General features: G+C 64.3%; 27 protein-coding genes and 3 tRNA genes. 15 read left to right on the top strand and 15 right to left on the bottom strand.

The window, feature by feature from the left end:
• The first annotated feature begins 250 nt into the window (after window positions 1–250).
• A tRNA-Leu gene (locus tag VCS63_RS11915) sits at window positions 251–335 on the top strand.
• Between the two features lie 146 nt (window positions 336–481).
• Here VCS63_RS11915 and VCS63_RS11910 read toward each other — a convergent pair.
• A complete protein-coding gene (locus VCS63_RS11910) occupies window positions 482–1,093 on the bottom strand; it encodes a tRNA-uridine aminocarboxypropyltransferase (RefSeq protein ID WP_063641616.1) in 612 nt (203 codons plus the stop codon).
• A gap of 160 nt (window positions 1,094–1,253) precedes the next feature.
• Between VCS63_RS11910 and VCS63_RS11905 the strand changes: the two genes are divergently transcribed.
• Window positions 1,254–1,338: transfer RNA gene (locus tag VCS63_RS11905), tRNA-Leu, on the top strand.
• 223 nt (window positions 1,339–1,561) lie between these two features.
• Here the strand turns inward: VCS63_RS11905 and VCS63_RS11900 are convergent.
• Window positions 1,562–2,011, bottom strand: a complete 450-nt coding sequence (locus VCS63_RS11900) for a GNAT family N-acetyltransferase (RefSeq protein ID WP_372341563.1) — start codon at window positions 2,009–2,011, stop codon at window positions 1,562–1,564.
• 113 nt (window positions 2,012–2,124) lie between these two features.
• Here VCS63_RS11900 and VCS63_RS11895 point away from each other — a divergent pair, with 113 nt between their 5' ends.
• The 5 genes from VCS63_RS11895 (at window position 2,125) to VCS63_RS11875 (ending at window position 8,417) form a co-directional block, all read left to right on the top strand.
• Window positions 2,125–3,018: a DMT family transporter gene (locus VCS63_RS11895; protein WP_063641617.1), complete on the top strand. Its 894-nt coding sequence runs from the start codon at window positions 2,125–2,127 to the stop codon at window positions 3,016–3,018.
• A 27-nt stretch (window positions 3,019–3,045) separates the two neighbouring features.
• Window positions 3,046–3,990 carry an AEC family transporter gene (locus tag VCS63_RS11890; RefSeq protein ID WP_063641618.1) on the top strand — a complete coding sequence of 315 codons (945 nt, stop codon included), beginning with the start codon at window positions 3,046–3,048 and terminating at the stop codon, window positions 3,988–3,990.
• 11 nt (window positions 3,991–4,001) lie between these two features.
• Window positions 4,002–5,282 (top strand): arsenic transporter, encoded by a 1,281-nt coding sequence (locus VCS63_RS11885; protein ID WP_063641619.1) that lies wholly within the window; start codon window positions 4,002–4,004, stop codon window positions 5,280–5,282.
• Between the two features lie 153 nt (window positions 5,283–5,435).
• On the top strand, window positions 5,436–6,662 hold the full coding sequence (locus VCS63_RS11880) for a YeeE/YedE family protein (protein WP_063641620.1): 1,227 nt from the start codon (window positions 5,436–5,438) through the stop codon (window positions 6,660–6,662).
• A gap of 84 nt (window positions 6,663–6,746) precedes the next feature.
• Window positions 6,747–8,417, top strand: coding sequence for an FMN-binding glutamate synthase family protein (locus VCS63_RS11875; RefSeq protein WP_042792697.1), 1,671 nt, complete (start codon window positions 6,747–6,749; stop codon window positions 8,415–8,417).
• Window positions 8,418–8,435: 18 nt separating this feature from the next.
• Here VCS63_RS11875 and VCS63_RS11870 read toward each other — a convergent pair whose 3' ends face one another.
• Both VCS63_RS11870 and VCS63_RS11865 read right to left on the bottom strand, forming a co-directional pair.
• Window positions 8,436–9,926 (bottom strand): phospholipase D-like domain-containing protein, encoded by a 1,491-nt coding sequence (locus VCS63_RS11870; RefSeq protein WP_063641621.1) that lies wholly within the window; start codon window positions 9,924–9,926, stop codon window positions 8,436–8,438.
• Window positions 9,927–9,937: 11 nt separating this feature from the next.
• Window positions 9,938–10,273: a DUF883 family protein gene (locus tag VCS63_RS11865; RefSeq protein WP_042792695.1), complete on the bottom strand. Its 336-nt coding sequence runs from the start codon at window positions 10,271–10,273 to the stop codon at window positions 9,938–9,940.
• Window positions 10,274–10,692: 419 nt separating this feature from the next.
• Between VCS63_RS11865 and egtD the strand changes: the two genes are divergently transcribed.
• The 3 genes from egtD to VCS63_RS11850 all read left to right on the top strand — a co-directional run bounded on the left by egtD (window position 10,693) and on the right by VCS63_RS11850 (window position 13,247).
• Window positions 10,693–11,670 carry an L-histidine N(alpha)-methyltransferase gene (gene egtD / locus VCS63_RS11860; protein ID WP_042792694.1) on the top strand — a complete coding sequence of 326 codons (978 nt, stop codon included), beginning with the start codon at window positions 10,693–10,695 and terminating at the stop codon, window positions 11,668–11,670.
• Between the two features lie 35 nt (window positions 11,671–11,705).
• A complete protein-coding gene (egtB, locus tag VCS63_RS11855) occupies window positions 11,706–13,022 on the top strand; it encodes an ergothioneine biosynthesis protein EgtB (RefSeq protein ID WP_042792693.1) in 1,317 nt (438 codons plus the stop codon).
• 148 nt (window positions 13,023–13,170) lie between these two features.
• A tRNA-Met gene (locus tag VCS63_RS11850) sits at window positions 13,171–13,247 on the top strand.
• Window positions 13,248–13,319: 72 nt separating this feature from the next.
• Here the strand turns inward: VCS63_RS11850 and VCS63_RS11845 are convergent.
• From VCS63_RS11845 to VCS63_RS11835, 3 genes are all read right to left on the bottom strand, one after another.
• The gene (locus VCS63_RS11845; protein WP_082884682.1) at window positions 13,320–14,228 is read right to left on the bottom strand and encodes a hypothetical protein; all 909 of its coding nucleotides are present in this window, start codon (window positions 14,226–14,228) and stop codon (window positions 13,320–13,322) included.
• 186 nt (window positions 14,229–14,414) lie between these two features.
• Window positions 14,415–14,609, bottom strand: coding sequence for a hypothetical protein (locus VCS63_RS11840; protein WP_063641624.1), 195 nt, complete (start codon window positions 14,607–14,609; stop codon window positions 14,415–14,417).
• 140 nt (window positions 14,610–14,749) lie between these two features.
• A complete protein-coding gene (locus tag VCS63_RS11835) occupies window positions 14,750–14,998 on the bottom strand; it encodes a hypothetical protein (protein ID WP_042796862.1) in 249 nt (82 codons plus the stop codon).
• Between the two features lie 261 nt (window positions 14,999–15,259).
• On the opposite strand from VCS63_RS11835, the gene VCS63_RS11830 reads away from it, so the two are divergent.
• On the top strand, window positions 15,260–15,451 hold the full coding sequence (locus tag VCS63_RS11830) for a hypothetical protein (protein WP_013392602.1): 192 nt from the start codon (window positions 15,260–15,262) through the stop codon (window positions 15,449–15,451).
• Between the two features lie 29 nt (window positions 15,452–15,480).
• Here the strand turns inward: VCS63_RS11830 and yddG are convergent, their stop codons facing one another.
• From yddG to VCS63_RS11800, 6 genes are all read right to left on the bottom strand, one after another.
• The gene (yddG, locus tag VCS63_RS11825) at window positions 15,481–16,389 is read right to left on the bottom strand and encodes an aromatic amino acid DMT transporter YddG (protein WP_063961868.1); all 909 of its coding nucleotides are present in this window, start codon (window positions 16,387–16,389) and stop codon (window positions 15,481–15,483) included.
• A 479-nt stretch (window positions 16,390–16,868) separates the two neighbouring features.
• Window positions 16,869–18,443 (bottom strand): sensor domain-containing diguanylate cyclase, encoded by a 1,575-nt coding sequence (locus VCS63_RS11820; RefSeq protein ID WP_323879905.1) that lies wholly within the window; start codon window positions 18,441–18,443, stop codon window positions 16,869–16,871.
• Window positions 18,444–18,686: 243 nt separating this feature from the next.
• On the bottom strand, window positions 18,687–18,908 hold the full coding sequence (locus VCS63_RS11815) for a hypothetical protein (protein ID WP_042792688.1): 222 nt from the start codon (window positions 18,906–18,908) through the stop codon (window positions 18,687–18,689).
• 118 nt (window positions 18,909–19,026) lie between these two features.
• A complete protein-coding gene (locus VCS63_RS11810; protein ID WP_042792687.1) occupies window positions 19,027–20,118 on the bottom strand; it encodes an AI-2E family transporter in 1,092 nt (363 codons plus the stop codon).
• 54 nt (window positions 20,119–20,172) lie between these two features.
• Window positions 20,173–20,886, bottom strand: a complete 714-nt coding sequence (locus tag VCS63_RS11805; protein WP_323879827.1) for a DUF3053 family protein — start codon at window positions 20,884–20,886, stop codon at window positions 20,173–20,175.
• 155 nt (window positions 20,887–21,041) lie between these two features.
• Entirely contained in the window at window positions 21,042–21,560 is a 519-nt protein-coding gene (locus VCS63_RS11800) for a GNAT family N-acetyltransferase (RefSeq protein WP_323879825.1), read from the bottom strand.
• Window positions 21,561–21,650: 90 nt separating this feature from the next.
• On the opposite strand from VCS63_RS11800, the gene VCS63_RS11795 reads away from it, so the two are divergent.
• The 4 genes from VCS63_RS11795 (at window position 21,651) to cml (ending at window position 24,947) form a co-directional block, all read left to right on the top strand.
• Entirely contained in the window at window positions 21,651–22,010 is a 360-nt protein-coding gene (locus VCS63_RS11795) for a hypothetical protein (protein WP_042792684.1), read from the top strand.
• A gap of 559 nt (window positions 22,011–22,569) precedes the next feature.
• Window positions 22,570–22,851 carry a hypothetical protein gene (locus tag VCS63_RS11790; RefSeq protein WP_042792683.1) on the top strand — a complete coding sequence of 94 codons (282 nt, stop codon included), beginning with the start codon at window positions 22,570–22,572 and terminating at the stop codon, window positions 22,849–22,851.
• Between the two features lie 84 nt (window positions 22,852–22,935).
• Window positions 22,936–23,628 (top strand): cytochrome b/b6 domain-containing protein, encoded by a 693-nt coding sequence (locus VCS63_RS11785; RefSeq protein ID WP_063641628.1) that lies wholly within the window; start codon window positions 22,936–22,938, stop codon window positions 23,626–23,628.
• A gap of 131 nt (window positions 23,629–23,759) precedes the next feature.
• Window positions 23,760–24,947, top strand: coding sequence for a CmlA/FloR family chloramphenicol efflux MFS transporter (gene cml / locus VCS63_RS11780; protein ID WP_323879823.1), 1,188 nt, complete (start codon window positions 23,760–23,762; stop codon window positions 24,945–24,947).
• A gap of 54 nt (window positions 24,948–25,001) precedes the next feature.
• On the opposite strand, the gene VCS63_RS11775 is transcribed toward cml, so the two are convergent.
• Together VCS63_RS11775 and VCS63_RS11770 are read right to left on the bottom strand one after the other, a co-directional pair.
• Window positions 25,002–25,751, bottom strand: coding sequence for a class I SAM-dependent methyltransferase (locus VCS63_RS11775; RefSeq protein WP_042792682.1), 750 nt, complete (start codon window positions 25,749–25,751; stop codon window positions 25,002–25,004).
• A 128-nt stretch (window positions 25,752–25,879) separates the two neighbouring features.
• Window positions 25,880–26,338 carry a c-type cytochrome gene (locus VCS63_RS11770; RefSeq protein ID WP_042792681.1) on the bottom strand — a complete coding sequence of 153 codons (459 nt, stop codon included), beginning with the start codon at window positions 26,336–26,338 and terminating at the stop codon, window positions 25,880–25,882.
• Between the last annotated feature and the right edge of the window lie 52 nt (window positions 26,339–26,390).

Here is a 26,390-nt window from a genome sequence, read left to right as displayed (position 1 = left end):
TGTGGTTCGCCCAAGGCTGAACACTGAAGCAGAAAATGGTCAGAAAGGCTCGGTTGTTAAGTTTAAAGTTAAAAAACTTGGAACTTAAAAACTTGGCCGGGGTTTGAAAGCAAAGTTGAAATCAAAGTTGCTTAAAACCTTATTGTAGAACCAACTGCACTTTAGACGCATGTTTTAGTTAATGTGTTTTAACTGAAGCGATGCAACTAGAGCCGCAGCGTATCACATAGTTCTGACAGTATCTCTCAGTGCCCAGGTGGCGGAATTGGTAGACGCGCATGGTTCAGGTCCATGTGCCGCAAGGTGTGGAGGTTCGAGTCCTCTCCTGGGCACCACGGAATTTTCGATCAAGACCAGGCAAGCCAGTCTTGATGACAAAGGCTAAAAAGCCCTGGAAATCGCAAGATTTCCGGGGCTTTTGCTTTGCGGATCCGCGGACTCCTCTTGCATCCGCACGCCTTGCCCGCGCCCGCCCTACCCTTTAGCGCCACGGCACCTTCCGATTCAAATGGTGCCGCGCGTAAAGATCGGCGCCCATGCCTTCGATCTGCCCATCGATCAATGCCTCGAAAGGCCGCAACAGGGCATCGAAATTCATCGGCGCCTCGATGGCGTTCAAGGCATGCGTCACGGCCTCTATCGTGGACAGCGCTCCGGGCACATCGGCATGACGAACCCGGTAACGCGTGGACAATCCCGCCGGCAACATCACGCGCGGCAACGCGGCCAGCCCGGGGTTTATATGCAGCAGCTTGCGCGCATGCCCCCAGGTGCCGTCAGGCACGATCAATCGGATGGGCTCGTCCAGATCCCGCCCGTAACCAGGCATCAGAACCTCTGCGCCCTCGCCGGGAAACAACAAGCGAGGCAGGTGACCTGGCAAGGCCCAATCCTCTTGCGAAAAATACTCGCCCACCACGCGTCGCGCGCCCTCCAGGCCCAGGACGGCCAATCGCGCCGTGTTCAAGGCGTGGCGCGCCTCGCTCGGATGCTGCAAGACGACCACTTGAGTGCGGCAGGAAAGCGAAGGAATCAGGGCGCACAAGCAGTGCGATCGGGGACGCAGGCAATGCGTGCAGAGGGCGCGGGACATGGGGCGACACTATATCGAAAGTTCGCAAGCGGCCCGACTGCAAAAAATATGAAAAAAAAGCCGCACGACTTGCACACTTCTAAAAAAGTGTGCATAATCTCATTCCTCTGCTGCTGAACAAGAAACAACGCGAAAGCGAAGCGACAAGTGAAGCAACAGCGCCCAGGTGGCGGAATTGGTAGACGCGCATGGTTCAGGTCCATGTGCCGCAAGGTGTGGAGGTTCGAGTCCTCTCCTGGGCACCAATTATTACATCACGAGGTACCTGCGTGATGCGCCAAAAAAACCCCGAACGTGTAAGCGTCCGGGGTTTTTTCTTTGCGCGGCACAAACGCATGTGCGACCAGATGCACGTTCGGCCAGATGCACGTTCGGCCAACTGCGGCGCGATCAACCTCGCAAGGGTGTACTGCGCAGCCGATTTGTGGTGCCCGGCCCGCATATCGCTGAGCCGGGGCAAGCCCCTCCCTACTTCAGCACGCGCGTCATGACGACGTGCGGAATGCCGGCTTCGATGAATTCCTCGCCTTCCACGCTAAAACCGTGCGCCTGGTAGAAGCCCGCCGCGTGCGTCTGCGCATGCAGCACCAGCATGCGATGGCCGTCGCCATGGCCTTGCTCGATCAGGGCGTCCAGCAACTGCCCGCCCACTCCCATTCCGCGCGCCCTCTTATGGACTGCCATGCGACCGATGTGGCCGTCGGGCAAGAGCCGGCCGGTACCCATTGGCGTGCCATCCGGGCCATAGGCCACGGCATGCACGGACACGGCGTCATCGTCGTCCAGCTCCACCTCCGGCGGCACTTTCTGTTCGACGACGAACACCTCGTGGCGCACCGAATACGCGTCGTCGCGCAAGCGGTCCCAGGTTCCCAGGGCGATACGCACCGTAGCTTGTTTGTTGGTCGACATGTCCATCCCTCGCGTGCAGCAAATGAATAAAAGAATCCTACGCCGCATTTTGGCAGGGATGAACCATGGCCAAAAGGGGGTACGATCGCGGCTTGCCCACGTCGTCCAGGTTCCGCCACATGCCGCCTGCCGCTCCCCCCGCCTGGCTGAAAGCCGCGCCCGCGCTCTTCCTGCTTCTCTGGTCCAGCGGTTTCGTCGTGCTCAAAGTGGGTCTGGCCTATGCCGATCCCATGACGTTCCTGGCATTGCGCTACGCCTGCGTGGTGCTGATTCTTATGCCTTTCCTGCTGGTCCTGCGCCCGCCGCTGCCGCGCGGCGCCAGCGCGTGGGGCCATCTGGCGATGGTCGGGCTGCTGTTGCAGGCAGGCTACTTCTGCTTTACCTATCTGTCGCTCAAGCAGGGCATGTCGGCCGGCGCCCTGGCGTTGATCACGTCGCTGCAGCCCATCCTGATCGGCCTGCTTGCTCCGGCGATCGCGCATGAGAAGGTCGACGCCCGCCGCTGGGCGGGCCTGGGCCTGGGCGTGTCGGGCGCCGCACTGGTGATCATCGCCAAGGCCTCGATCGACGTGCTTTCTCCGCTGGGCCTGGCGTTCGCCATCAGCGCCCTGCTCTGCATCACCGGCGGCACACTGTATGAAAAGCGCTTTGGCGTGCAGGCGCACCCCGTCACGTCGAATATGGTTCAGTACGCGGTCGGCCTGATCGCCACGGCGCCATTGGCATTCTGGCTGGAGCCGATGCACATCGAATGGACCGCTCCCCTGCTGGCGTCGCTGGCCTACCTGGTAGTGGGCAATTCGCTGGTGGCCATCACATTGCTGCTGACCATGATCCGATACGGCGAGGCCTCGCGCGTGTCCGCGCTGTTCTTCCTGGTTCCGCCCTGTACGGCCATCATTGCCCTGCTCATCCTGGACGAAGCCATCCCGGCGCTGGCCTGGCCGGGCATGGCCCTGGCCGCGCTCGGGATTTTGCTGGTGACGCGCACGGGACGCGCGGCCGCCAAGTAGAATGAGCGCCCTTCCAGGTCCTCGTCCATGAATGCCGTCTTTACCTCCGCCCTGCCGGTCTTCGCACTGATCCTGACCGGTTGGCTCGCCGCCCGCTGGCGCGTCCTTGGTCCCGGCGCCACCGATGCGTTGAACCGCTACGTCGTCTACCTGTCCCTGCCGGCGCTACTGTTCCGCGCCATGACGCAGGTGGACCTGGCGCATATGGCGCACTGGGGCTTCGTGGGCGCCTTCGCGGGCGGCATCGCCGTCACGTTCCTGGCATCGTTCATCGGCGCGCGACGCACGCAAGGCGCACTGACCGACCGCAGCATCCAGGGACTGGCGGCATCCTACGCCAATGCGGGCTATATGGGCATTCCGCTGTGCCTGGCGCTGCTGGGGCCCGACAGCATGGCGCCCGCCACGTTCACCACACTGCTGACTGCAAGCGTGCTGTTCGGTTTCGCCATCGCCTTGATCGAATTCGACCGCCAACAAACACCCAACCTGCCCTCCACCCTATACAAGGTCGGACGCGCGCTGCTGCGCAATCCCCTCTTGGCGGCGCCGCTGCTGGGCCTGGCCTGGGCTTTCACCGGTCTCGCGCTGCCTGAAGGGGTGGACCGCTACGTGGCCTTGCTGGGGGCCTCCGCCAGTCCGTGCGCGCTGGTCACGATAGGCCTGTTCCTGGCGCAGACGGAAACCTCCAGTTCGGGCCCGGGCGTCATGCGCCTGGTCAGCGGCAAGCTGCTGCTGCAGCCCGCCGTCACCGCGTTGCTAGCGTTCTATGTCTTCGCCATGCCGCCGGTCTGGGCCTGGACCGCCGTGCTGATGAGCGCGCTGCCCATAGGCACCGGCCCCTTCATGCTGGCGCAAATGTACGGCCGCGACGCCCGAGTGACCTCGCGCGCCATTCTCGTCTCCACCGTAGCATCGGTACTGACCGTCAGCCTGCTGGTCGCCTGGATCAGCGCCCACCCGATTTCCTGAAACAACCCGCCATGCTGCTCGCCACCGCCATTTTCGTTATCACCATTACGCTGGTCATCTGGCAACCCAGGGGGTTGTCGATAGGCTGGAGCGCCGTGCTGGGCGCAGCCCTGGCGCTGGCCACGGGCGTGGTGCACCTTGCCGACATCGCGGATGTCTGGCGCATAGTCTGGAACGCCACCGCCACCTTCATTGCCATCATCGTCACCAGCCTCATCCTGGATGAAGCCGGTTTCTTCGAATGGTCGGCCTTGCACGTGGCGCGCTGGGGCGGAGGTCGGGGCCGCCTGCTGTTCGTCCTCATCGTGCTGCTGGGCGCAGCGGTTTCCGCACTGTTCGCCAACGACGGCGCGGCGCTGATCCTTACGCCCATCGTCATGGAAATGCTGGTGGCGCTGGGTTTCGGCCCAGGTGCCTCACTGGCTTTCGTGATGGCCGCGGGCTTTATTGCCGACACAGGCAGCATCGCGCTGATCGTGTCCAACCTTGTCAACATCGTCTCGGCCGACTTTTTCAACATCGGTTTCGGCGAGTACGCGTCGATCATGCTGCCGGTGAACCTGATGGCCGTTGCATCCACGCTGGCCGTGCTGCTGCTGTTTTTCCACCGTAGCATTCCGCCGCGCTACGACGTGAACCAACTGCCCGCGCCCTCCTCCGCCATCCGCGACCTGACCACCTTTCGTGCGGGTTGGGTCGTCCTGGGGCTGTTGCTGGCGGGCTTTTTCATCCTGGAACCGATGGGCATCCCCGTCAGCGCCATTGCCGCCGTCGGCGCGCTGGGCCTGCTGCTGATCGCCGGCAGGCAGCACATCGTGGGCACGCGGCGCATCATGCGCGAGGCGCCGTGGCACATCGTGGTCTTTTCGCTGGGTATGTACCTGGTGGTGTATGGCCTGCGCAATGCCGGCCTGACTGCGCATCTGGCGCAAGTGCTGGACCGGTGCGCGGAATATGGCGTCTGGGGCGCGGCGATGGGCACGGGCATCATCACCGCCTTCCTTTCATCCATCATGAACAACCTGCCAACAGTGCTGGTGGGCGCGCTGTCGATCGCGGACACCAGTGCCACCGGAGCGGTGAAAGACGCGATGATCTACGCCAACATCATCGGCAGCGATCTTGGCCCCAAGATCACGCCGATCGGCAGCCTGGCGACGTTGCTGTGGCTGCACGTGCTGGCGCGCAAGGGTCTGCGCATCACCTGGGGCTACTACTTCAAAGTCGGTATCGTACTGACGCTGCCGGTGCTATTGCTGACATTGGCCGCACTGGCGTGGCGACTCCAGTAGCCCGTCGGGCCAGCTCAATATTACTTTTAGTTATTTAAAAGACATTAATTGATGGTTTGAGTCAGGCATCCGCCACTTTAGACTTTCAACATCCCACGGGTGCCTGCGCGCGCCCGTTTTGCTTTCTTACGCATCAGATCCCGGGACTCGCCCATGAGCACCAACGCCACGACTTTCCCCCTGCCGTCTTCCGCCCTGCCGCCCATCCAGATCAACCGCAAGCCGCTCTGGATCGCCTTGCTGCTGGTATTGGCCGGCACGCTGTATCTGCACCAGACCGTCGGCTGGCGCCAGGGCGCGCTGTGGGTGGTGGGCGCCCTGCTGGGCGTGACCCTCTATCACGCCTCTTTCGGCTTCACGCAGGCCTGGCGCGTCTTCGTGTCCGACCGCCGCGGCGCCGGGCTGCGCGCACAGATGCTGATGCTGGCCGCGGGCGTGCTGCTGTTTTTCCCCTTCCTTGCGGCAGGCACCCTGTTCGGCCAGCCGGTCAGCGGCTTCGTGTCGCCCCCGGGCATCTCGGTCTTGCTGGGCGCCTTCCTGTTCGGCATCGGCATGCAGCTGGGCGGCGGCTGCGCCTCGGGCACGCTGTTTGCGGTCGGCGGCGGCAACACCCGCATGGTGGTCACGCTGCTGTTCTTCATCGTTGGGTCGGTCATCGCAACCGCTAACTTCGGCTGGTGGTCGAACCTGCCGGCGCTGGCTCCGACCTCGTTGATCAAGACCTGGGGCCTGGCTCCCGCGCTGATCGCAAACCTGGCGGTGTTCGCCCTGATCGCCTGGGCGGCCACCGCTCTGGAAAAGCGCCGCCACGGCCACGTGATTTCGTTCGCCTCGCGCACCGCGCGGCCAGTTTCCCTGCTGCAAGGCCCCTGGCCGCTGATCTGGGGCGGCGTGGCGCTGGTGGTGCTGAACTTCGCCACGCTAGCCCTGGCCGGCCGCCCCTGGGGCATCACGTCGGCCTTCGCGTTGTGGGGCGCCAAGACCCTGGACGCCATGGGCGGCGACGTGGCTACCTGGGCCTACTGGGCCAAGCAACCGTCGCTGGCCGCGCCCTTGCGCCAGGACGTCACCACCGTCATGGACATCGGCCTGATGCTGGGCGCGCTTGCCGCCGCCAGCGCGGCCGGCAAATTTGCGCCGGTATGGAAGGTGCCTGCCCGTTCGCTGGCCGGTGCGATCATCGGCGGGCTGCTGCTGGGCTACGGTTCGCGCCTGGCTTTCGGCTGCAACATCGGCGCCTACTTCAGCGGCATCCTGTCCGGCAGCCTGCACGCCTGGCTGTGGCTGCCCGCCGCCTTTGCCGGCAGCGCCTTGGGCGTGCGCCTGCGTCCCGCGTTCGGCCTGGCGGTCGAAAAAACCCCGACGGCGTCCAGCTGCTGAGAAACAGAATTCCAGGACCGTCCCGCGGCGCGGCGGGACTACTCCTGGTGTATGGTTGCTCCATCCCGAAATACGGAGATGGACATGAGCTGGATTTTCGGCCGCTACACGGCCTTTTTATTGACCCTGATCGGCGCCGCGGTCACCGCCGCCCTGGCAGCGTCCAGCTCGCCCTGGTGGCTTTGGCTGGCCGTGCCGCTGACGATGCTGGCGGCGCTCGGCCTCTATGACCTGATCCAGACCCGGCACGCCATCCGGCGCAACTATCCGGTCCTGGGCAACCTGCGCTTCCTGTTCGAATTCATCCGGCCCGAGATCCGCCAGTACTTCCTTGAAGACGACACGCAGGCCGCGCCGTTCTCGCGCGCGCAGCGCTCCATCGTCTATCAGCGCGCCAAGCGCGAAATCGATAAACGCCCCTTCGGCACCCAGGAAGACGTCTACGGCGACCGCTACGAATGGATCAACCATTCCATGTCGCCATCGCAGATTGCCGACACCGACTTCCGCGTCACGGTGGGTGGCCCCGATTGCAAGCAGCCTTATTCCATGTCGGTTTTCAACGTGTCGGCGATGAGCTTTGGCGCGCTGTCGGCCAATGCCGTCCTGGCCCTGAACGAAGGCGCACGCCAAGGGAATTTCGCGCATGACACCGGTGAAGGCGGCATCAGCCGCTACCACCGCCAGCCGGGCGGCAGCCTGGTCTGGAACATCGGTTCGGGCTACTTCGGCTGCCGTGACGAACAAGGCGCATTCTCCGAAGAGGCCTTCATCAAGAATGCCTGTACGCCGCAGGTCAAGATGATCGAGATCAAGCTATCCCAAGGCGCCAAGCCCGGCCACGGCGGCATCCTGCCCGCCGGCAAGGTCACGCCCGAGATCGCCGAAGCGCGGGGCGTCGTGGCATGGCAAGACTGCAACTCGCCGGCCACTCACTCCGCCTTCGATTCCCCCATCGGGCTGATGAAGTTCGTGGCACGCCTGCGCGAGCTCTCCGGCGGCAAACCGGTGGGCTTCAAGTTCTGCGTGGGCCATCCCTGGGAGTGGTTCGCCATCGTCAAGGCCATGCTCGAAACCGGCATCACTCCGGACTTCATCGTGGTAGACGGAGCAGAAGGCGGCACGGGCGCCGCGCCCGTGGAATTCGTGGACCATGTCGGCACGCCCCTGCGCGAAGCGCTGCGCCTGGTCCACAACACCCTGATCGGCGTGAACCTGCGTGATCGCATCAAGCTGGGCGCGTCCGGCAAGATCATCACGGCCTTCGACATGGCGCGCGTCATGGCCATGGGCGCGGACTGGTGCAATGCCGCGCGCGGCTTCATGTTCGCCATCGGCTGCATCCAGGCCCAGGCCTGCCACACCGGCAAGTGCCCCACGGGCGTGACCACGCAAGATCCGCTGCGGCAGCGCGCGCTGGTGGTGCCGGACAAAGCGCAGCGCGTGGCCAATTTCCATCACAACACCTTGCATGCGCTGGCGGAACTGCTGGCGGCAGCCGGTTTGACCCATCCCGGCCAGTTGCGCCCGCACCATATCGCGCGCCGTATCTCGCCCAGCGAAATCCGGCTGCTCTCGGCGTTGTTCCCGGAACTTGCGCCCGGCGAATTGCTGCGCGGAGAGTTCCGCCACCAGGTATTCCGTGCGGGCTGGGCGATGGCGCAGGCGAGTTCGTTCCAACCGACCCACGACATCACCACGGCCTTGGCACAAGAACACGCCGCCCACGCAACGCCCGCGGCCGCCCAAGTCTGAGCCGATGGACGCCGGGCGCTACAACCAGCGCTCGAACATGCGCGAGAAGAATTCCATCGAACGGTCTCCCACGCCCCGGGCCTGCCAGGCTTCGGGCGTGATCGCGACCGAATCGGCAACGTCGCGCTGGAACAGCGCTTCCATTTCCGCCGCGAAGTCTGGCCCCAGCACCACGGCATTGATTTCGTAGTTCAGCGCAAAGCTGCGCCAATCCATATTGCTGGATCCCACCGTGGACCACACACCATCGACCACGGCTGTCTTCGCATGCAGCAGCGCATCGCGCCGCTCGTAGATTTTCACGCCCGCGCGCAGAAGGTCCGTGTAATGTGAACGCCCCGCATGGAATACCAGCGACGAATCGCTGAAACCGGGCAACACCAGCGCCACGTCGACCCCGCGCCGCGCCGCATCCGTCAGCACTTCGATGAAGGCCGGATCCGGCACAAAGTACGCCATGGTGATGTGTATGTACTCCTGCGCGCTTTCAAATGCCGACATCAGCGTCAGGTAGACGGTGTAGCCGTCGCTACGGTCGGGCTGGTTTGCGAGGATCCGCACGCTCGTTGCACCCACCGACGGCGACACGCGCGAATCTCCTCCCTTGATGGGCTCTTTGGACTGCGATTCCCAGCCCGAGCGGATGACCTGCTCCAGCTGCGCGACCGCAGGCCCTTCGATGCGCAAATGCGTATCGCGCCACGGCGCGGCCTTGGCATCCCCCGCTGCCGGCGCGTCGGCCTTGCCGGCGCTGCTTCCCGCTCCCGCACCGGAGCCGGAGCCCGACCCTGACCCTGACCCTGGTGAAGACTCGTAGACGCTGCTGACGTTGATGCCGCCCAGGTATCCCACCTTGCCGTCCACCACCAGCACCTTGCGATGATTGCGCTGGTTCGGCGACCAACCTGCTCGCGCGCCCGCCGGATTGACCGGGTTGAATATCGCCACCTGCACACCCGCATCGCGCAGGCGCTGGAACAAGGCATCCGGCGTCTTGATCGTGCCGACCGCGTCAACCATCAATGACACCTCGACCCCGCGATTTCGCGCCGCGATCAACGCTTCGGCAAAGCGCGCCCCCTCTGCATCGTCATCGAAGATATAGGTTTCCATGTGCACGTATCGGCGTGCCTGGGCGATGGACTGCAGCATCGCGCGATAGGTGCTGGGTCCGTCGGCCAGCAGCTTGACGCGATTGCCCGCCACCAATGGCGCGCCGCTGACCGCTTGCTCCACAGCCAGGTGGCGTGCAAGAAAGTCATCCTTCGGAGTCCGCGGATCCGCGGCAATGCCCTGCCCGCGGCGATAGCTCTGGAGCGCCGCATCGGCCGACAAGCTGGCCTGCGATTCGCGAGCGCGGCGCTCCGCGGCATCGGGAACGCTGGCGCACGCCGCCAGCAAGACCGCGCACATCAGCGGCAACAGCCACCGATGCGCGCTGGCCAGCCGCGCGCGCACGTTCCGCCACCGCCGCAGTTCCAGCCGGCATGCGGCCGCTGGCGGCTTCATGGCATTACGGCTTAGCGCCGGCCACCCGACGCCAGCAGGCAACCGAGCACGGCGCCCACCAGCGCTGCCACACCCACCGACTTCCAGGCATGCTCATGCACGTACTCGTCGGCATAGGCCGTCGCACGACGCGCGCGTTCGCGCGCCGCGCCCTCCCAATCGCCCGCGGATTCGCGCGCGTCGGCCAATTGGCGCTTCAGGCGCGCGCGCGCCGCCTCGATTTCGGAGCCCGTGTACGAAGCCGTGGAGCGCAGCAGGTCTTCGGTTCCCGCCAGCAATTCATGGAGACTGTCGCTCACCCGTTCACGATGCAGGGCCATTTCGGCGCGTTGGTGCTTTCGGTTCATGGTCGCTCCTTGTCGTTGTTGGGCCTCGCGGAGTCGGGCCGCCTGACGCAACGCAGCATGCCGTGTTCCCAGACAGGGCTGCGCGTTGCAGGCCCCATTGTGACGATCATCGGCCGCCCCCGCCAGAGCTTTGGCAACCAGCCGTAAACCGATATTTCAGCGCAAGCAAACGTGTCGGCGGCTGTTCTCCCACGCTGGCGCCCATATGGCAACCGCCGGTTCCAAATTCGTAAAAGTCCATTGCATTCAGCAGCTTGGCGCTTGACACCGGCCCCGCCCTGGCGGCCACAATAAGCTTTTGCAATGCGCCAGAACCCCGCCTGGACTGAGCCTCCCAACGCCGTGCGCACCCCGCCAGGCCCTCCCTTCCGGGGATGCTCCCAAGCGGGATCGCCAACCGGCAAAAAAGGAACAGACGCATGGTTTCGCCTTCCGCACTGTTTGCCCCCGCCGCGCCGAAGTTCATCGCGCAAAACCCGCAGCCCCCCAGCGCCGAACAAGTCGAACTGCGCGAAGGCTTGATGGCGCGTCCTGCACACATCGATCCGAAGTTCCTCTACGACGCCTTGGGCTCGGCGCTCTTTACCGCGATCACCCAGCTGCCGGAGTACTACCCGACGCGCTGCGAATCCGAGATCTTCCAGCACCACGGCGCCGACATCGCGCGCCATATCGGACCGGTGCTATCGATGATAGATCTGGGCGCGGGCGACTGCGTCAAGGCCGAACGCCTCTTTCCCAGCCTGCGGCCTCGCCACTATGTGCCGATCGACATCTCCGCGGACTACCTGCAGGCTGCGGTGCGCCGCCTGCAGCTTTCGTATCCCGACTTGCAGATCACCGCCATCGGACAGGATTTCACCCACGAACTGGCCCTGCCCGCCGGGATCCCGGCAGAACAGCGATTGTTTTTCTATCCGGGGTCCAGCATCGGCAATCTCAGTCCCGAGGACGCGCACGCCATGCTGCGGCGGATCCGTGAACAATGCGCCGGCGGCGGACTGTTGGTGGGCGTGGACCGCGTCAAGCCCAAGCACGTCCTGGAACCCGCCTACGACGACGCGCTGCATCTGACCGCCGCCTTCAACCTGAACCTGTTGCGGCACGTAAACAGCGTGCTGGACGCCGACTTCGACGTGGACGACTGGCGCCACATTGCGCTCTTCAACAGCGCCAGCTCGCGCATCGAGATGCATCTGGAAGCGCAACGCGCGGTGCGTGTGGCGTGGCCCGGTGGCGCGCGCGCATTCAGCGCTGGCGAACGCATCCACACCGAAAATTCCTACAAGTTCACTCCGCAAGCCTTTGCCGACCTGCTGCAAAGCGCTGGCTACCGCGACGTCGCGCACTGGTCGGATTCCCGCGGCTGGTTCTCAATTTTCAGCGCCCGCGCATGACGCGGACCCGCCCTTAACGCCACTGGAGGATCGCCATGGAACCTGCGTGCCTGCTGACTCACCCTGCCACCGGACCCTATGCTGCCGGCCAGGCGGGCCAGCACGACCGCTACGATGCCGTGCGTTCGACCAGCACGGCCCTGGCCGCCCCACTGAGTCCCGAAGATTGCCAGGTGCAGTCCATGCCGGACTGCAGCCCCGTCAAATGGCATCTTGCCCATACGACCTGGTTCTTCGAGACCTTCCTGCTGACGCGTTTTCATCCGTCCTATTCCGTCTTCCATCCGCAGTACCGCATGCTGTTCAACTCCTACTACAACGCCGTCGGCGCCAAGCACCCGCGTCCGCGTCGCGGCCTGCTGTCGCGCCCCGCGCTTGCGGAGGTGCAGCACTATCGCCGGCACGTGGACAGCGCCATGCACGAGCTGATCTCGCGCCTGGGCGGCAACGACCCCGCGTTCGACGCATTGCTGGAACTGGGGTTGAACCATGAACAGCAGCATCAGGAGCTGATCCTCACCGACCTGAAGCACATGCTGTCCGCCAATCCGCTCAAGCCTGCCTATGTGGCGCCCGGGCCGCCCGCGCTGCCGCCTTCCACCCCGGTGGGCTGGACTCGCTACGCAGGCGGCATCACCCGCATCGGCCATGACGGTCACGGCTTCGGTTTCGATAATGAAGGCCCCGCCCATGATGTGCTGCTGGCCCCCTTTCATCTGGCCGACCGCCTGGTGACCCAGCACGAGTACCTGGCCTTCATCCGCGATGGCGGCTACAAGCGGCCCGAGCTTTGGTTGTCGCTGGGCTGGGACCGAGTCTGCGCCGAAGGTTGGCGCGCGCCTCTCTACTGGGAAGGGCAGCGCGACGATTGGCGCATCTTCACGCTGCGCGGCATGCAGGAACTGGAACTGCAGGCGCCGGTGACGCACGTGAGCTACTTCGAGGCCGATGCCTACGCGCGCTGGGCCCGCGTGCGGTTGCCGCGCGAAGCCGAATGGGAGCATGCCGCCCGCCAATTGCCCGAAGGCGCGCTGACGGGGCGCGCCAACATGCTGGAAAACGGCCACCTGGACACACGCCCCGCCCCTACGCGCAACGGCTCCGGGGGCCCCGTGCAACTGTTTGGAGACGCGTGGGAATGGACCAGCAGCGCCTACGACGCCTATCCCGGCTTCAAGCCCGACAGTGGCGCCGTTGGGGAATACAACGGCAAGTTCATGTGCGGTCAGTACGTGCTGCGAGGCGGATCCTGCGTTACGCCCCGGGACCATATCCGGCCCAGCTACCGCAACTTTTTCCCGCCCGAGGCCCGCTGGCAGTTCTCGGGCATTCGGCTGGCGCGGGACGCCTGAAGAATTCTTTGAATATTTGATGGCAGACCGCTTGCAAACGCCAAAAAAACCGTGCTAGAATTTCGTTCTTCGTTGATCACCTTCTGCTGAACAAACGGCTCTGCGTAAAAAGTACCGCGCAAGACCGGCCGCAGGGATCAAACGAAATGGCGCATTAGCTCAGCCGGTTAGAGCGACGGAATCATAATCCGCAGGTCCCCTGTTCGAATCAGGGATGCGCCACCAGAATCAAGAAAGGCCCTCGCTTCGGCGAGGGCCTTTTGCATTGCAGCTTGGGTTGCGCTCAGGGGGGGCGCCTCAGGGCAGGCGTACCGCGTCGCGGCGCCTGCCGCCCCAAGTTGCCGCCAGGCTGGCCACAAAGGCGCCTATCAGCATCGAAGCAAAACCCCACAGCGCGAATGCAGCCGCGGCCTTGCGCGCCTGGTCCGCCGCTTCCTTGGCCTTTTGCTTGGCATCGTCCGCGGCCTGCTTCACGTTCTGCACCGCCTGCTCGACTCGGCGTTGCGCCGCCGCGGGATCCATGCCGGTCTGTGCCGCCACGACTTTCACGACGTAGTCGCGATCCTCGCCCGTCATGGAGCCGCGCGCCACGCTCATCGCCACGATGCGGCCCACTTCTTCCCTCGCGCCGTTGCGGTCGGACACTGCATCAGGCCGTTCCGAACGCAGCAGCGCATCGGAGAAATAGCCTTGGACCTGCGCCATTGCGTCGCCTCCGCCCGCAGCAGCCGCTGCCGTGGCGGCCGTGCCGGCCCCTGCCGCCATGGAGGCTCCCGCCCGGGCCACACCGGATGCCACGGTAGCAATGGACGCCCCCAGCAACACGGCGCTGACAACCGCGCTCAATGCCCATACGAGGAACCCGTGCGCCGTGTCGCGGAAATAGACCTCGTCCGAATGCACGTCGACCCATTTGGTGCGCAGCCGCCCCGCGACATAGCCTCCGATACCGTAGGCGACGATCTGCGTTGCCAACATCCAGACGATGAGACCGATGCCTATCGCTGGCGCCGTAGCTCCCTCGCCGCTCCACGGCGAGATCGAAAGAAAGCCCAAGCCCGTCCCGCCAGCGAACAACGCCAGGGAAAGCGCTGCGGCGATGACAGCGCCGGCGATGACGGCGGCCCAGGACACGGCAGAAATGGCGGACTCCCGGGGAGGCACTCCGCCCATATATGGCTGACTCAATGAAGATGGGTTTTCCATGGATTTGTTCCTTGTTCATGATTCAACGCAGCCGCGCAAACGCGCCGCCGCGGCAGGAAAGCCTCGCGGATCAATGCCAGAAAAGCGCCAGCAAAATGATGATGGGAATGGGCACGCCAAGCAGCCACAACAAAATGGAACGCATAAAACCTCCTTGAATAATGTCCTGCGCGCTGGGCGCAGCATTCAGGCCAGATCAATCGTGCCGGGCGCCCGAGGGTCCGGCGGCGGCGGCGCCACGGGATCGATGACATCGGGATCGTTACGCGGGCGCTTCGGATCCAGCGGCGGATCGTCCGGGGGCGGATTATTGGGAAAGGCGGGATCATCGGGCGCAGGCTCGTCGCCCCCGCCAGGTTCCCGATGCATGGACTGGGACATAGTGTGGTCTCCTCAAGCGGCGCCTAGCGCGCCGCCAGCCCTCTCAGCAAACCGCATTCCCGGGCCATGCCGGCAGCAACAAAAAAGCCCTCTTGCGAGGGCTTTCGTGCGGGCGGCGAGCAAGATCGCACAGGCCTTGATCAGGATTTGCTCTTGGCGTCCTTGAGCTGTTCGCCGGATTTTTGACTGTCGGCTCCCAGGAATTCGACGACGGCGGCCTTTCCCGCCGCGGACGCTTCGTCCTGGCTGGCGTAACGCCTGGCCGAATAATTGGTGCTGCGCACATTGCCGGTTTCGGGGTCAAACAGGGTGATGATCCAGGCGAACTCCCCCGGCATCAACTGCCTGACTTGCAACGTGGCGCGCGTGCCTGGGCGCAGTTGCGGCATGTGGCGGCCTTTATCGTGATTCGACGCCGCCATCGTAGCGCAAGATGCCCGGCGCGGACACGCCGCCACGGACATGGGCGGAAATGCTGCGCCCGCACATGAATTCATGCTGCACGCCCCGAGGCAAATACGCCACAAACCGCGCATCGCGTCAGGAAAACCCTAGGGCCTATTGCCCGAATACAGGCGCACAATCAATACAAACATCTAGACCGCTCAGCGGCAGCCGCATCCCTTTAATCAGGCGAGGACGGAGACAACATGACTTATGTAGCAGTGGTTATGAGCTGTTTGATGGTTGTGGGTATCGTCGCGTTGGTGATTCAAACGGTTCAAAGCGCAGGGTCCGAACCCTGGCTGAAAATCTCGGCGGCGATAGTCAGTTCCCTGTTCGCTTCACTCTTGTTGATTCCGCTCGGATACGCGGTTGCGCAGACCGTGTTGATCGAATAATTCCATAGTCGCGACACTCGCGCCTGGGGCTACGCGCCCCGGGCGGCCTTGCCGCGGGTCGCCGCCCAGCACAGCAGCGACCCGGCGGTCACCATGGCCACGCCCTGCCAGAACGAGGCAGTCAACCGGGTGGAGAGCCACACGGCCGCGAAGAACGTCGAGAACACGGGAGTGAAGTAGGAGGCCGTGGCCAGCAAGGTCAGGTTGCCTTTGAGTATCCCCAGATTCCATAGCGCATAGCCTGCCGCCATGGCGCCACCCGTCACCGCCAATTCCAGCGTGGCCGGCCAGGTGAAGGTCAAGGCAGGCTCGGCACCCACCAAGTACTTGATCCAGAGGGCCGCTGCCGTCAGCATGAAGAACAGGGCGACGCCGTTCTTGCCGTCGGCGAATCGCGTGGTCACGTTGCAATACACGGCCCAGATGATGGCGCCGCTGAAGGCCAACCCATAACTGAGGGGATTGCTGGAGACGTTGGCAATGGTGCGATCCCAGGAAAGCCCGCCGGAGCCACCCAGGACCCAGACGATGCCGGCCAAGGACAGCAAGATGCCGGGCACCACCCATGCGCTGGCCCGCTGGCCATTGATGAGCATGGCGAGGATCACTGTAAAACAGGGCCAGAGATAGTTGACGATACCCAGTTCGATCGCCTGCCCGCGGTTGGCCGCGAATCCCAGCGAGAGCGACAGGCAGATCTCGTACGCGACGAAGAGCAGGCTGCCAACGATGAGATACGAGCGTGGAAAGGTCCGCAGCTTTGGAAAGCCCAGCAGCAGCACCAGGAATGCGGAGCCGGTCGTGTAAATGAGCGCGGCGCCGCCAATGGGACCGAAGCTTTCGCTGACGCTGCGGATCAGGCCGACCACGGTGCCCCATAACAGCACCGCCAGCAAGCCCAGTGAAGTCGCCGTGTTCCGGCTCAGGGAGAGTTGCATTACCGATTCCGATTGCCCGCTGTAGGGCGCCAAGCCGGGCAGTGTAGCGAAAACCCGCGTGCCCCGCGGCCGGTCTCCGGCTGGCGGAAAACCAGCGCCTCAAACCGACATGCCCGCCCGAACAGGACAAAAGAAGGAGCAAGCGCCGTATGACCATATCCATACGCAGATTGAGCGACGTGCTTGCCAGCACGGAATCGGGCCGGCTTTACCGGATTGAAGTGTTTCTGCGAGCGGGGGAGCCGGGCGGGACCGCGGCGCGGCCTGACACGGCCCGGCCTGACGCGGCGCGGCCTGACGCGGCCCGGCCTGACGCGGCCCGGCCTGACGCGGCGCGCTACATACTCCGGACGACGGAGGGGGAGCGGGTGTTGCCGCTGGATCGGAACCGGTATCGATTGAAATCGGGCGAGGTCCTTACCGCCCTGACACCGCCGCGCCACGATATCTGATGACGCGTCGCCGGCGGCCGGACGCGATCACTGGTCCACCTCCACCCGCCGCTTGCCCTGCCCTTTCGCCTTGTACAGCGCCATGTCGGCGCGCTCCAGCAATTCGCGCACGGCCACGCCGGATTGCGGATAGACGGCGATCCCCACGCTGGCGGATACGGCGACGCTAATGTCGGGATACGGCATGGACAGACTCTCGACCAATGCCTGGGCCACACGCCGCGCATTCTCCTTGTCCGCGCCCAGCAGCAGCACGGCGAATTCATCGCCGCCCAGCCGCGCCGCCGCGTCCGATACGCGGATCGCATCGGCCATGCGCTCTGCCGCCTCCTGTAGCACCGCATCGCCGGCCGCATGGCCATGCAAGTCATTGACCGCCTTGAAACCATCCAGATCGATGGCCAGAATCGCGAAGGATTCCCCGCTGCGCTGCGCCACCGCCAGTTCGCGCAATACCAGTTCGTTGAACAGCACCCGATTGCACAGGCCGGTCAGCGGATCGTAATGCGCCAGGTGTTGGGCATGCGTCAGCATGCGGGACGCCTGCACCAAGGCTCCGCCCACTTCCGCGACTTCCTTGATGCGCGTGCCCGGCACCGTGACCGCATGCCCCTTGCCTAGCGCCAGCGCGGGCTCGACCAGGCTCTGCACCGATGAGGTCAAGCGGCTGGCGAGCCGCAGAGCCAACAGCAAGCCCAAGCCGAATGCCACCAAAGTGCCCAGGGCGATCCACGCGATGGAGCGGTAGAGGTCCGTGGTCAGCAGACTCATCGGCGCGCCGGCCGCGACGGTCCAACCCGACAGCGACGAACGGCTGAACGCGGTATAGACGGGCGTGCCTTCCTTGGTGACGGTTTCCAGCGAGCCTTCGCTTTCCTGCTGCACGGCGCGCGCCAGTTCGGGAACGGCCTTCTGGCCCACGAACTTAGCCGTGTCGCGCGTGCGCGCGAGAATCGTGCCGCTATCGTCCAGCACGGCGGCCACCCAACCGTCCGGCAAAGCCCGCCTGCCCAGCAGGTTGCCGATGCGCTCGGGCAGGATGCCGACATTAAGGCTGTAGGCAACCTCGCCGTTGCGCAACACCGGCACGCCAAGCGCAATCAGGGGACCTTGATTGACCTTGCTCGTGAAGAGACCCGTCAACACCGCCGCGCGGGTCTGGAACACCTGGGCAAGCTCAATGGAGGCGCCGGTGGTCGGCAGCGGATTGCCAAAAGGCACGGACGTGTTGATGAGCTGGCGGCCAGCCTTATCGGTCAGGACGTAGCTGTCTATGATCTGGAAGCGCACGGATTCACGTGCCCGCCGATGAAAACCGGCCAGATCGCCCGCCACCAGGTCCGGCGACGACGCCAGCATCTGCAAGCCGGCCTCGACGCCGGTCAGTTCGCGGTCGAGGATGGCGGTAAGGTTGCGCGCCAGGAAAATCGTATCGCGGAAAATCCGCTCTTTCTGGATGACATAGCTTTCGTATACCGCCACGGACGCCATGACCAGCGCCGGCGTGATACAGGCGAAGACCAGGGTCAGCAGGCCCGCGCGCATGGAATAGCGGCGCGGCCGGCGAATGCGCGCGCCCACCAGGCTTTCGCCGTCACCCACGGGAACCTCGCCCTGCGACGTGCGCAAGCGTCGGCCTGCCGATCGAAACCACACCTCTGGACCCATGCGCCTCCCGAAACGCTCCGTCCGGCCCATTTCCAGAGGACGAACGAACGTCAGAAATTATTGCAGAAGTTCGCAAACGCACAATCCGCGCCATGGGAATCCCCTCGCCGCGTCGATACAGATGTGGTGAAAATGTTGCGTCCCCGATTTATCCCGAACGCTAGGCGCATGCCTGCGCTATCGGTCTTCCAGGTCCGGGGTGCCGGTGAACTGCGTCTTGAGCAGAGTCAGCGCCCCCTTCTCGGCCAGCGCCTCGTTGGGGAACACATGCTTGGTGTCTTCCAGCACCGGAAAGCCGAAGACCCGCACGCGGGTGTGATACCCCTCCGGGGTCTCGGCGAATTCGATGTCGAAGTTGCGTTCTTCGATCCAGCCGGATCGGTGCAGTTTCCATTCCATATCCCACGCGCTCCCGAATAAACGAGGTTGATACGAAAGACCGGCCCCGATGGAAGCCGGCGCTGCTACACCATACACCCGTCTTGACACGGGCGGATTGCCACTGCGCAAGCCCCGCCTACTTTTCTGCGCGCGGCTTATCTTCGACGCTGCCGGGCAACCCGTCCACCGGCGGCGCGAACAAATCCCAGCTCGCCATGAACAGCGCGGCGATCAGCGGGCCGATCACGAAGCCATTCAGCCCGAACAAAGCCATCCCGCCCAGCGTAGAGATCAGCACCACGTAGTCCGGCATTTTGGTGTCCTTGCCCACCAGAATGGGGCGCAGCACGTTGTCCACCATGCCAATGACCAGCACGCCGAACAGAATCAGCGCGACGCCCTTGATGGTGGCGCCAGTCAACAGGAAGTAGATTGCGACCGGCGCCCAGATCAGCCCGGCGCCCACCGCGGGCAGCAAGGACAGGAACCCCATGATCACGCCCCACAGCAGCGCGCCCTGGATGGACAGGATGGAGAAGATGATGCCGCCCAGCGCGCCCTGCGCCGCCGCCACCGCGACGTTGCCCTTGACGGTGGCGCGCACGACGGTGGTGAACTTGCGCAGCAGATGCTGCTTATGCATGTCGCTCAGCGGCATGGCGCGCTTGAGTCGCGCCGACAGCTGCGGACCATCGCGCAGCAGGAAGAACAACAGGTACAACATGATGCCGAAGCTGATCACGAACTGGAACGTGTCCTGTCCGATGCTCAGGGCCTGGGTCGCCAGGAACTGGCTTGCCTGCATCGCGCCCGCGCTGAGCTTCTCCTGCAAGCTCGGGATGTCCGCCAGGTCGAAGCGCGCCAGCAGGTCGTGCACCGACGGCGGCAAAGCCTCCATGGCCTGCTGGAAATAAGCGCCGAAGTTGATCTGCCCGGACTTGATGCTTTGATAGAGGTTCGCCCCTTCGCGCACCAGCGATCCGCTGATGACGATGAGCGGCAGGATCACAAGCAGCAGCACCAGCAGCAAAGTGATCAGCGCGGCCAGGTTGCGCCGTCCGCCTATGCGCGGCACGAGCCGGCGCTGCAGAGGCGCAAAAATGATGGCGAGGACGGCGCCCCAGAAAACAGCGCCATAAAAAGGCCACAACAACCAGCCGAATGCGATGGTGACCACCACCAGCAGGAGCAGAAAGGTTCTGTAGTGCACGCTGGAAGATTGGCTCATGTTCCGTCCCAGGCTCGGCTGACGCCGCGAGACCCGCATTGTACAAAGCGCCGCTCAGCGGGCGTCCGGCGGCTGCCCGGTGACCTGCAGCAAGGCGGCGCGCGCATGCTCCAGGACGTCCGACCGCGCGTTCAGCCCCTGCAGACGCAGGTTCAGCTCCTGTTGCAGCGTGGGAGTCGCGACGCGCGCCTGCCCGTCGGCCAGCAGGATATCCTGGGCATTCGCCGCCACGAAATCCGCAACGCCCAGCGCATCGCGCGCCACGGCGTCCATGCCGGCAGCGGCATCCAGCAATTCGGCTGCCGGCGCTGTCACGGCTTCGTCATAGACACCGTCATAGACGGGCGCAAGATCGGCCGGCAAGGCCAGGGCAGCCCGCGCCTTGTCTGCCTTCGCCTGGGCCTGCTGGACCTCGGCGGCCTGCTCGGCCAGTGTCTTGCGCGCTGCCTCGAAGCGGGTCCGCCGCTCCACGATCTCGGCCACCGAATGGATGCTCTCGACTTCCAGCACGTCGAGCAGGGAAGCGGCCGACTGCGCCATGGTCTGCTGGAAATCGGTAATCACTTCGTAGGCATCGGCGTAGTCGCCGATGGCTTCTTTTTCCGGCTCTCCGAGCGAGCCTATCGGCAGCAAGGACGCGCTGCTCATCCGGCTTTGCAGCAACTGGATAAACGCGGCCCGCTCCTGGGGCTCCTTATTGACGCAAGCCGCCAGAAACAGCATCGAGGCCATCGTCAGGCCCAGCAGGCAAGCTCGCAGCAGTGCCATGCCCATCCTCCTTGCACGGGGGTTCGCGAAATCGGCGCCGCCCCCAACCAGGGAGGCCGCCTTCCGGCAGATTATCCCGAAGGCGCTTCCCACCATCCCTAGTGGGCGGATTTTGTTGCCATCGAAGCGTGTTGACACAGGGTCGGCCGCGCGCATCAAGGTTCCAGGGAGTACATCATGGCGCAGCGGCGCGCGGCATCGAAACCCGCGGCATGCTCGAAATGCAAGCGCGCCCGCAAGCCTGGCGAGAGCGCGGCTGCCGGCACCTCGGTAAAACCTTGTCGCTGGTAAAAAGGTTTGTTCCAGGGCAAGTCGCGGTCGGTGGTCAACACCACCGACCGATAGCAGCCCGCAGCGCGAGCATGCGCGCATACGGCACGCAGCAGCGCACGCCCCAGGCCACGCCCCTGCCACGGCAAAGCCACCGCCATCTCGGCCAGGTAGAGATCGCCGTCCATGGGCCGGGTCAGTGCGAAGCCCGCGGCTGCGCCGTCGGCGGTCTCGGCGACCCAGAGCAGGCCGGCGGCTTGCGCCTGCGCCAAGTCGGCCGCCGGCACGGTGCCGTCGCCAGCGGCCCACGCCATGTGCGTGTCCAGAAACCGCTCTGCGGCGGAACGTTCGATATCGGCCAGGCTGGCCAAGTCTGAGGGTCGTGCGAGTCTGATCATAGGCATGGCAGTATGCCTCATGCGGGCCAGCAGCCCGATCCCATAAAATAGCGCCTTCGGCCACAATGGCCTCGCACCACAGGCTAGCCCCAAGACATGACTCAACACGCCACCTCCGACACCTGGGGCTTTGCCCATCCCGATTGCCGCGGCGCGGCCGCCCTGCTGTTCTTCATGAACGACCTGGCACGGGTGGTCAACCAGTACCTGAGCCCCGGCCAGCTGTCTGACGAAGCGCTGGCGGATGCGCAGAAGGCGGTCGATGCCCTGCTGGCCCGCTACGTCGAAATCCAGGCCGCGCCCGAGGCATTCGACAATGAACGCATCGAACTTGCCCTGGAAACCGAGCGCCAGCCAGACGGCCAGACGAGCGCGCAAGTGGCGCTGCGCATGTCGGCGCGCCTGGAAGGCCTGATCATCGAAGCCCAACGCCAGGCCCGTCCTGCCGCACATTAACGGTCAATAAAAGAGGGGGACTCGCCCCCCTCGCGAAAAAACGCTTGCAAAATCAAGCGACAAGCATTAATATCAATGGTTGGGTCCACACCCCACGCCAGCTTTTACTCGAAAATAACGAAAATAAAGCGGCGAAATCAGGGTGGGCCGAATAGGGTGAGCCATAGCGCTCCTCCAGGGCAAATCCCTGCCAACACTCTTCCACGGTCGACGGAACATAAATCCGGATAGCGGCCAGGAACAAAACGCCTTCACCAAACCGCCAGTCCGGCTTGGCACGAAGCAATCACATCATCAGCGGCGCCCGGCAAGCCTGCCTTGCCCATACTCGCGTGCCGCAACCCAATTGATGCCGTCCCGGACTGATGGGCAGCATCGCGCCGTCCGCCCATACGCGCAGAACATGAGAATGCGCAAAGGAATGGCGGCACTTATGCGTTAGTGTCACGACAAGCCTGCCCGGTTCGATACGGCTGGCAGCGGCACGCGGCGGCAATACCGCGCGCCACGTGGCCAGACGCGGCTTTTCCCATAACTAGAAACCAAGAGAACAAACACCATGAATACTCGTTTCACTACCTCGGATCTGATCCGACGCCCGGCTCACACCACGCTGGACAACACGCCGATCCATGTCGGCGACATCGTTTACCTGAAACCTGCAAACGGCCCGGAAATCCGCGCCACGGTCATCTACAACGCGCCCATTGACGGCACGACGACCTACACGACCGAAATCGTGCCCTGCGGAGCTGCCGCGCAAAAGGCCCCCGGCCAGCGCATCCGGTTCCGCCACGAGCACGTGCATCGCATTGAATCGGTGCGCCACAGCACCCACTGAAGCAGTGCCCCGCCCCGTTGCGCTTGCAACGGGGCAATTTATGCGTGATAAAGTCCCCGGCAATACAGCCCTGGCGATCCCCCCATGCAGAACAATCGTCTCGCGGTCCACATCTGGGACCTTCCCACCCGCCTTTTCCATTGGGCGCTGGTCGTTTGCATCATCGGCGCATTCGTCAGCGTCAAACTCGGTGGCCTGTACATGGACTGGCACGTGCGCTTCGGCTGCACCGCGCTGGGCCTGATCCTGTTTCGATTGCTGTGGGGATTCTTCGGCCCCCGCTACGCACGCTTCTCGCAGTTCGTGCGCGGCCCGGCCGCCGTGGCCCGCTACCTCAAGGGCGCCGCAGCGCCCGCTGGCCATAATCCGCTCGGCGCGCTGTCGGTGCTGGCGCTGCTGCTCGTCATCGGCTTGCAGGCCGTCAGCGGCCTCTTCACCACTGACGACATCATGACGCAGGGCCCGCTGTTCGGCCACGTCAACGAAGCCGTGTCGGCCGCAATGACTTCCTGGCACAAGCTCAATGAATGGGTCATCCTGACCCTGGTCGCCCTGCATCTTGCCGCAGTGCTCTGGTACGCACTGGTGCGCCGCAAACGGCTCGTGCGCGCGATCATCACGGGCAAGGTCGACGCCAAGGACGTACCCACGGGCACGCCGCCCACCCAGGACGGTTTAGCCGTCTGGCTGCGAGCCCTGGTGCTGGGCGCCTGCGTAACCGGCCTGGTGCTGTGGATCCGGTCGCTGGAAGTGGCGGCCGACATGTCCTTTTCCTGATGCCATGAACACCGCCAAGCAAGCAGACAAGTAAGCCGCAACAACTCGCTTTTTTTGGTTGTTGCGGCGTTCTCACGATTGCAGTCGCTCAAGGAGAGCGCCGCCTGATCCTTTTTGAAGGAGATGGTTTCGTGCGCTCAAATGGTTTTCCCTGGCGGCACTCGCTTGTCGCCACACTCTTCCTGTTGTCACCGTTCGATCTGCTGGCCTCGCTGGGCATGGACATGTACCTGCCCGTGGTGCCTTTCATGGCCGATGCGCTAGGCACCGGCCCCGCAACGATCCAATGGACATTGACGGCCTATTTGGTTCTGCTTGGGACCGGACAGCTTGTGTTCGGCCCACTGTCCGACCGGCTGGGCCGTCGGCCAGTCCTGCTGGGAGGCGGCCTCGCCTACTGCGCGGCGTCGTTCGGTCTCGCAGCAGCCTCCTCGCCTGATGCGTTTCTGGGCCTGCGCATGCTTCAGGCCTGCGGCGCCTCGGCCTGCCTCGTTGCCACCTTCGCAACCGTGCGCGACGCCTACGCGGGCAGCAACGAAAGCCACGTCATCTACGGCCTGCTGGGCTCACTGCTCGCGATGGTACCGGCTGCAGGCCCGTTGCTGGGCGCCCTGGTCGATGCCTGGCTGGGATGGCGCGCCATCTTCGGTCTGCTGGGAACCGGGATGACAGGGGCCGTCATTGCCGCTTGGCTGCTTTGGCCCGAGACCAGGCCTCGGAAAGCGAAGCCCACTCAACGGCCCCGGCTCCTCGAGCCCGCCGCAAGCCGTAGCTTTTGGCTCTATACGCTAGGCTACAGCGCGGCCATGGGCAGCTTCTTCGTCTTTTTCTCGACCGCGCCCTGGCTCATGATGGGGCGCCAAGGGCTGTCGCAGCTGAATTTCAGCCTGCTGTTCGCGACGGTGGCGCTCGCGATGATGGGAACGGCGCGCCTTATCGGACGCATGATTCCCCGGTGGGGCAAACTGAAGACCTTGCGGTTCGGGATGGGCGGCATGATAGCCGGAGCTACCTGCCTCGCCATTACCGAATTGCTTGCGCCGCATTCAGTGTTGGGCCTCATCGTTCCGATGTGGCTGGTGGGCGCCGGCATCGCCACGACTGTCTCCGTGGCCCCCGACGGCGCGCTGCAGGGCCACGACCACATGGCAGGCACCGCCACCGCACTGTACTTCTGCCTGGGCGGGCTGATACTGGGTGGACTTGGCACTCTCGCCATCACCCTGCTCCCAAACGAGACCAGTTGGCCCATCACGGGTTATTGCCTGGGCTTGGCCACCGCGGTGCTTTGCCTGTCGTTCACCGGCAAACACGATTGATGCGCCTCCGGACCCTGCGTTCGCTCGCTGCGCTGCCTGCCGGCCAGGGTCCGCTCAACGCCGTGCTTCAATCAGGTGCCGGGTCGAATGGGCGACGAACGGCTCCCCGGCGCGCATCCGGTCATCCAGCGCCAGCAAGGCCGCGCGGTACTTGTCGGCAGAAAAATCCGGCACCCACCACACGCACTTGCGCAGTATCCAGACCACGGCGCCCACGTCATGGAAGATCATCCGGCAGCGTGCAGAACGCAAATCCATCACGGTAAGCCCGGCAGCCGCGGCGGCCGCCGCTTCTTCCTGCGGGTCGCGCAGGCGCCGCTGCTGCGGCAATGGCCCAAGAAAATGCTCGATCAACTCAAAGGCCGACGCAGCGCCCACATGCTGCGCCAAGTAGCGCCCCCCAGGCTTAAGGACGCGGCGTATCTCTGCCCAGTCCGGATTCACGGGATGCCTGGACGTCACCAACTCGAATGAAGCGTCGGCGAATGGCAAGGCGGCGCCTGGCGCGGTCTGGATGACCTGTACACCGCGTCCGACCAGAAGGTCGTGCGCCTTTCTGGCATTGGGCGGCCAAGCTTCGGTCGCATACATCACCGGCGGGAACCGGGATGCTTCGCCAAGCACCTCGCCGCCTCCCGTGTCCAGATCCAGCGCCGCCTGCACGCCAGCCAGATGCTGCGCGAGGAGTTTGGCATAGCCCCATGGCGGACGTTCCTCGGTAGCCCTGCCGGCCAGCCAATCAAAGCCCCAGCCGCTGACATCCGCGGCCTCGGCCTCCGCCACTAGATCATCAAAGGGTCTCATCGGTTCTCCCCTACGAAGGATGCCTGGGGTTCCGGAAACCGCGACGCCCATGCAATGACGAAAAAAAAAGGCGCCAACGCTTGCGCTGACGCCTCTTTGCCCCCAGCCGCCCGCGGACGGCAGGCGCTTTATTTCTTTTTGCGGTATGCGTCGTGGCAAGCCTTGCAGCTTGCGCCGACATCACCGAATGCGGCACGCAGCTTGTCGAGGTCGCCCGCATCGGCGGCGGCCGACAGCTTGACGATGTTGTCCTGGAAGGCCTGCTGCTTCTGCTTGAAGCCCGCGGCGTCGCTCCAGACTTCGGGACGGGCGTCGCCACCCTCGGTGCCTGGCCCGAAACCCGCCCAGGGCAAGCCGGACAGCGTCTTCAGCACTTCCACATTGGCCTTGATCTGCGCGGCGTCGTAGGGCTGCTGGCCCTTGACCACCGGCGCCATGCGGCCAAAGTGGGAAGCCATCAGCGTCAGCGCCGACTGGCGGTACTTGACCGCGTCTTCGGGTTTGGCGAACTGCGCGGACGCGCTCGTCGCCAGCAGGGGCCCAACCGTCATACAGGCCAACGCGGCGAGCGTGGACAACTTCTTCATTGCAATCTCCCGTAGGTTCAACAGAGGCCGCGCGCGCCAGGCGCGCGGCTAG

Source organism: Achromobacter sp. D10 (assembly GCF_035282245.1).
Lineage (GTDB): Bacteria > Pseudomonadota > Gammaproteobacteria > Burkholderiales > Burkholderiaceae_B > Achromobacter > Achromobacter insolitus.
Note: the sequence above shows the minus strand (reverse complement) of the source record. Positions and strands in the feature narration are given on the sequence as shown.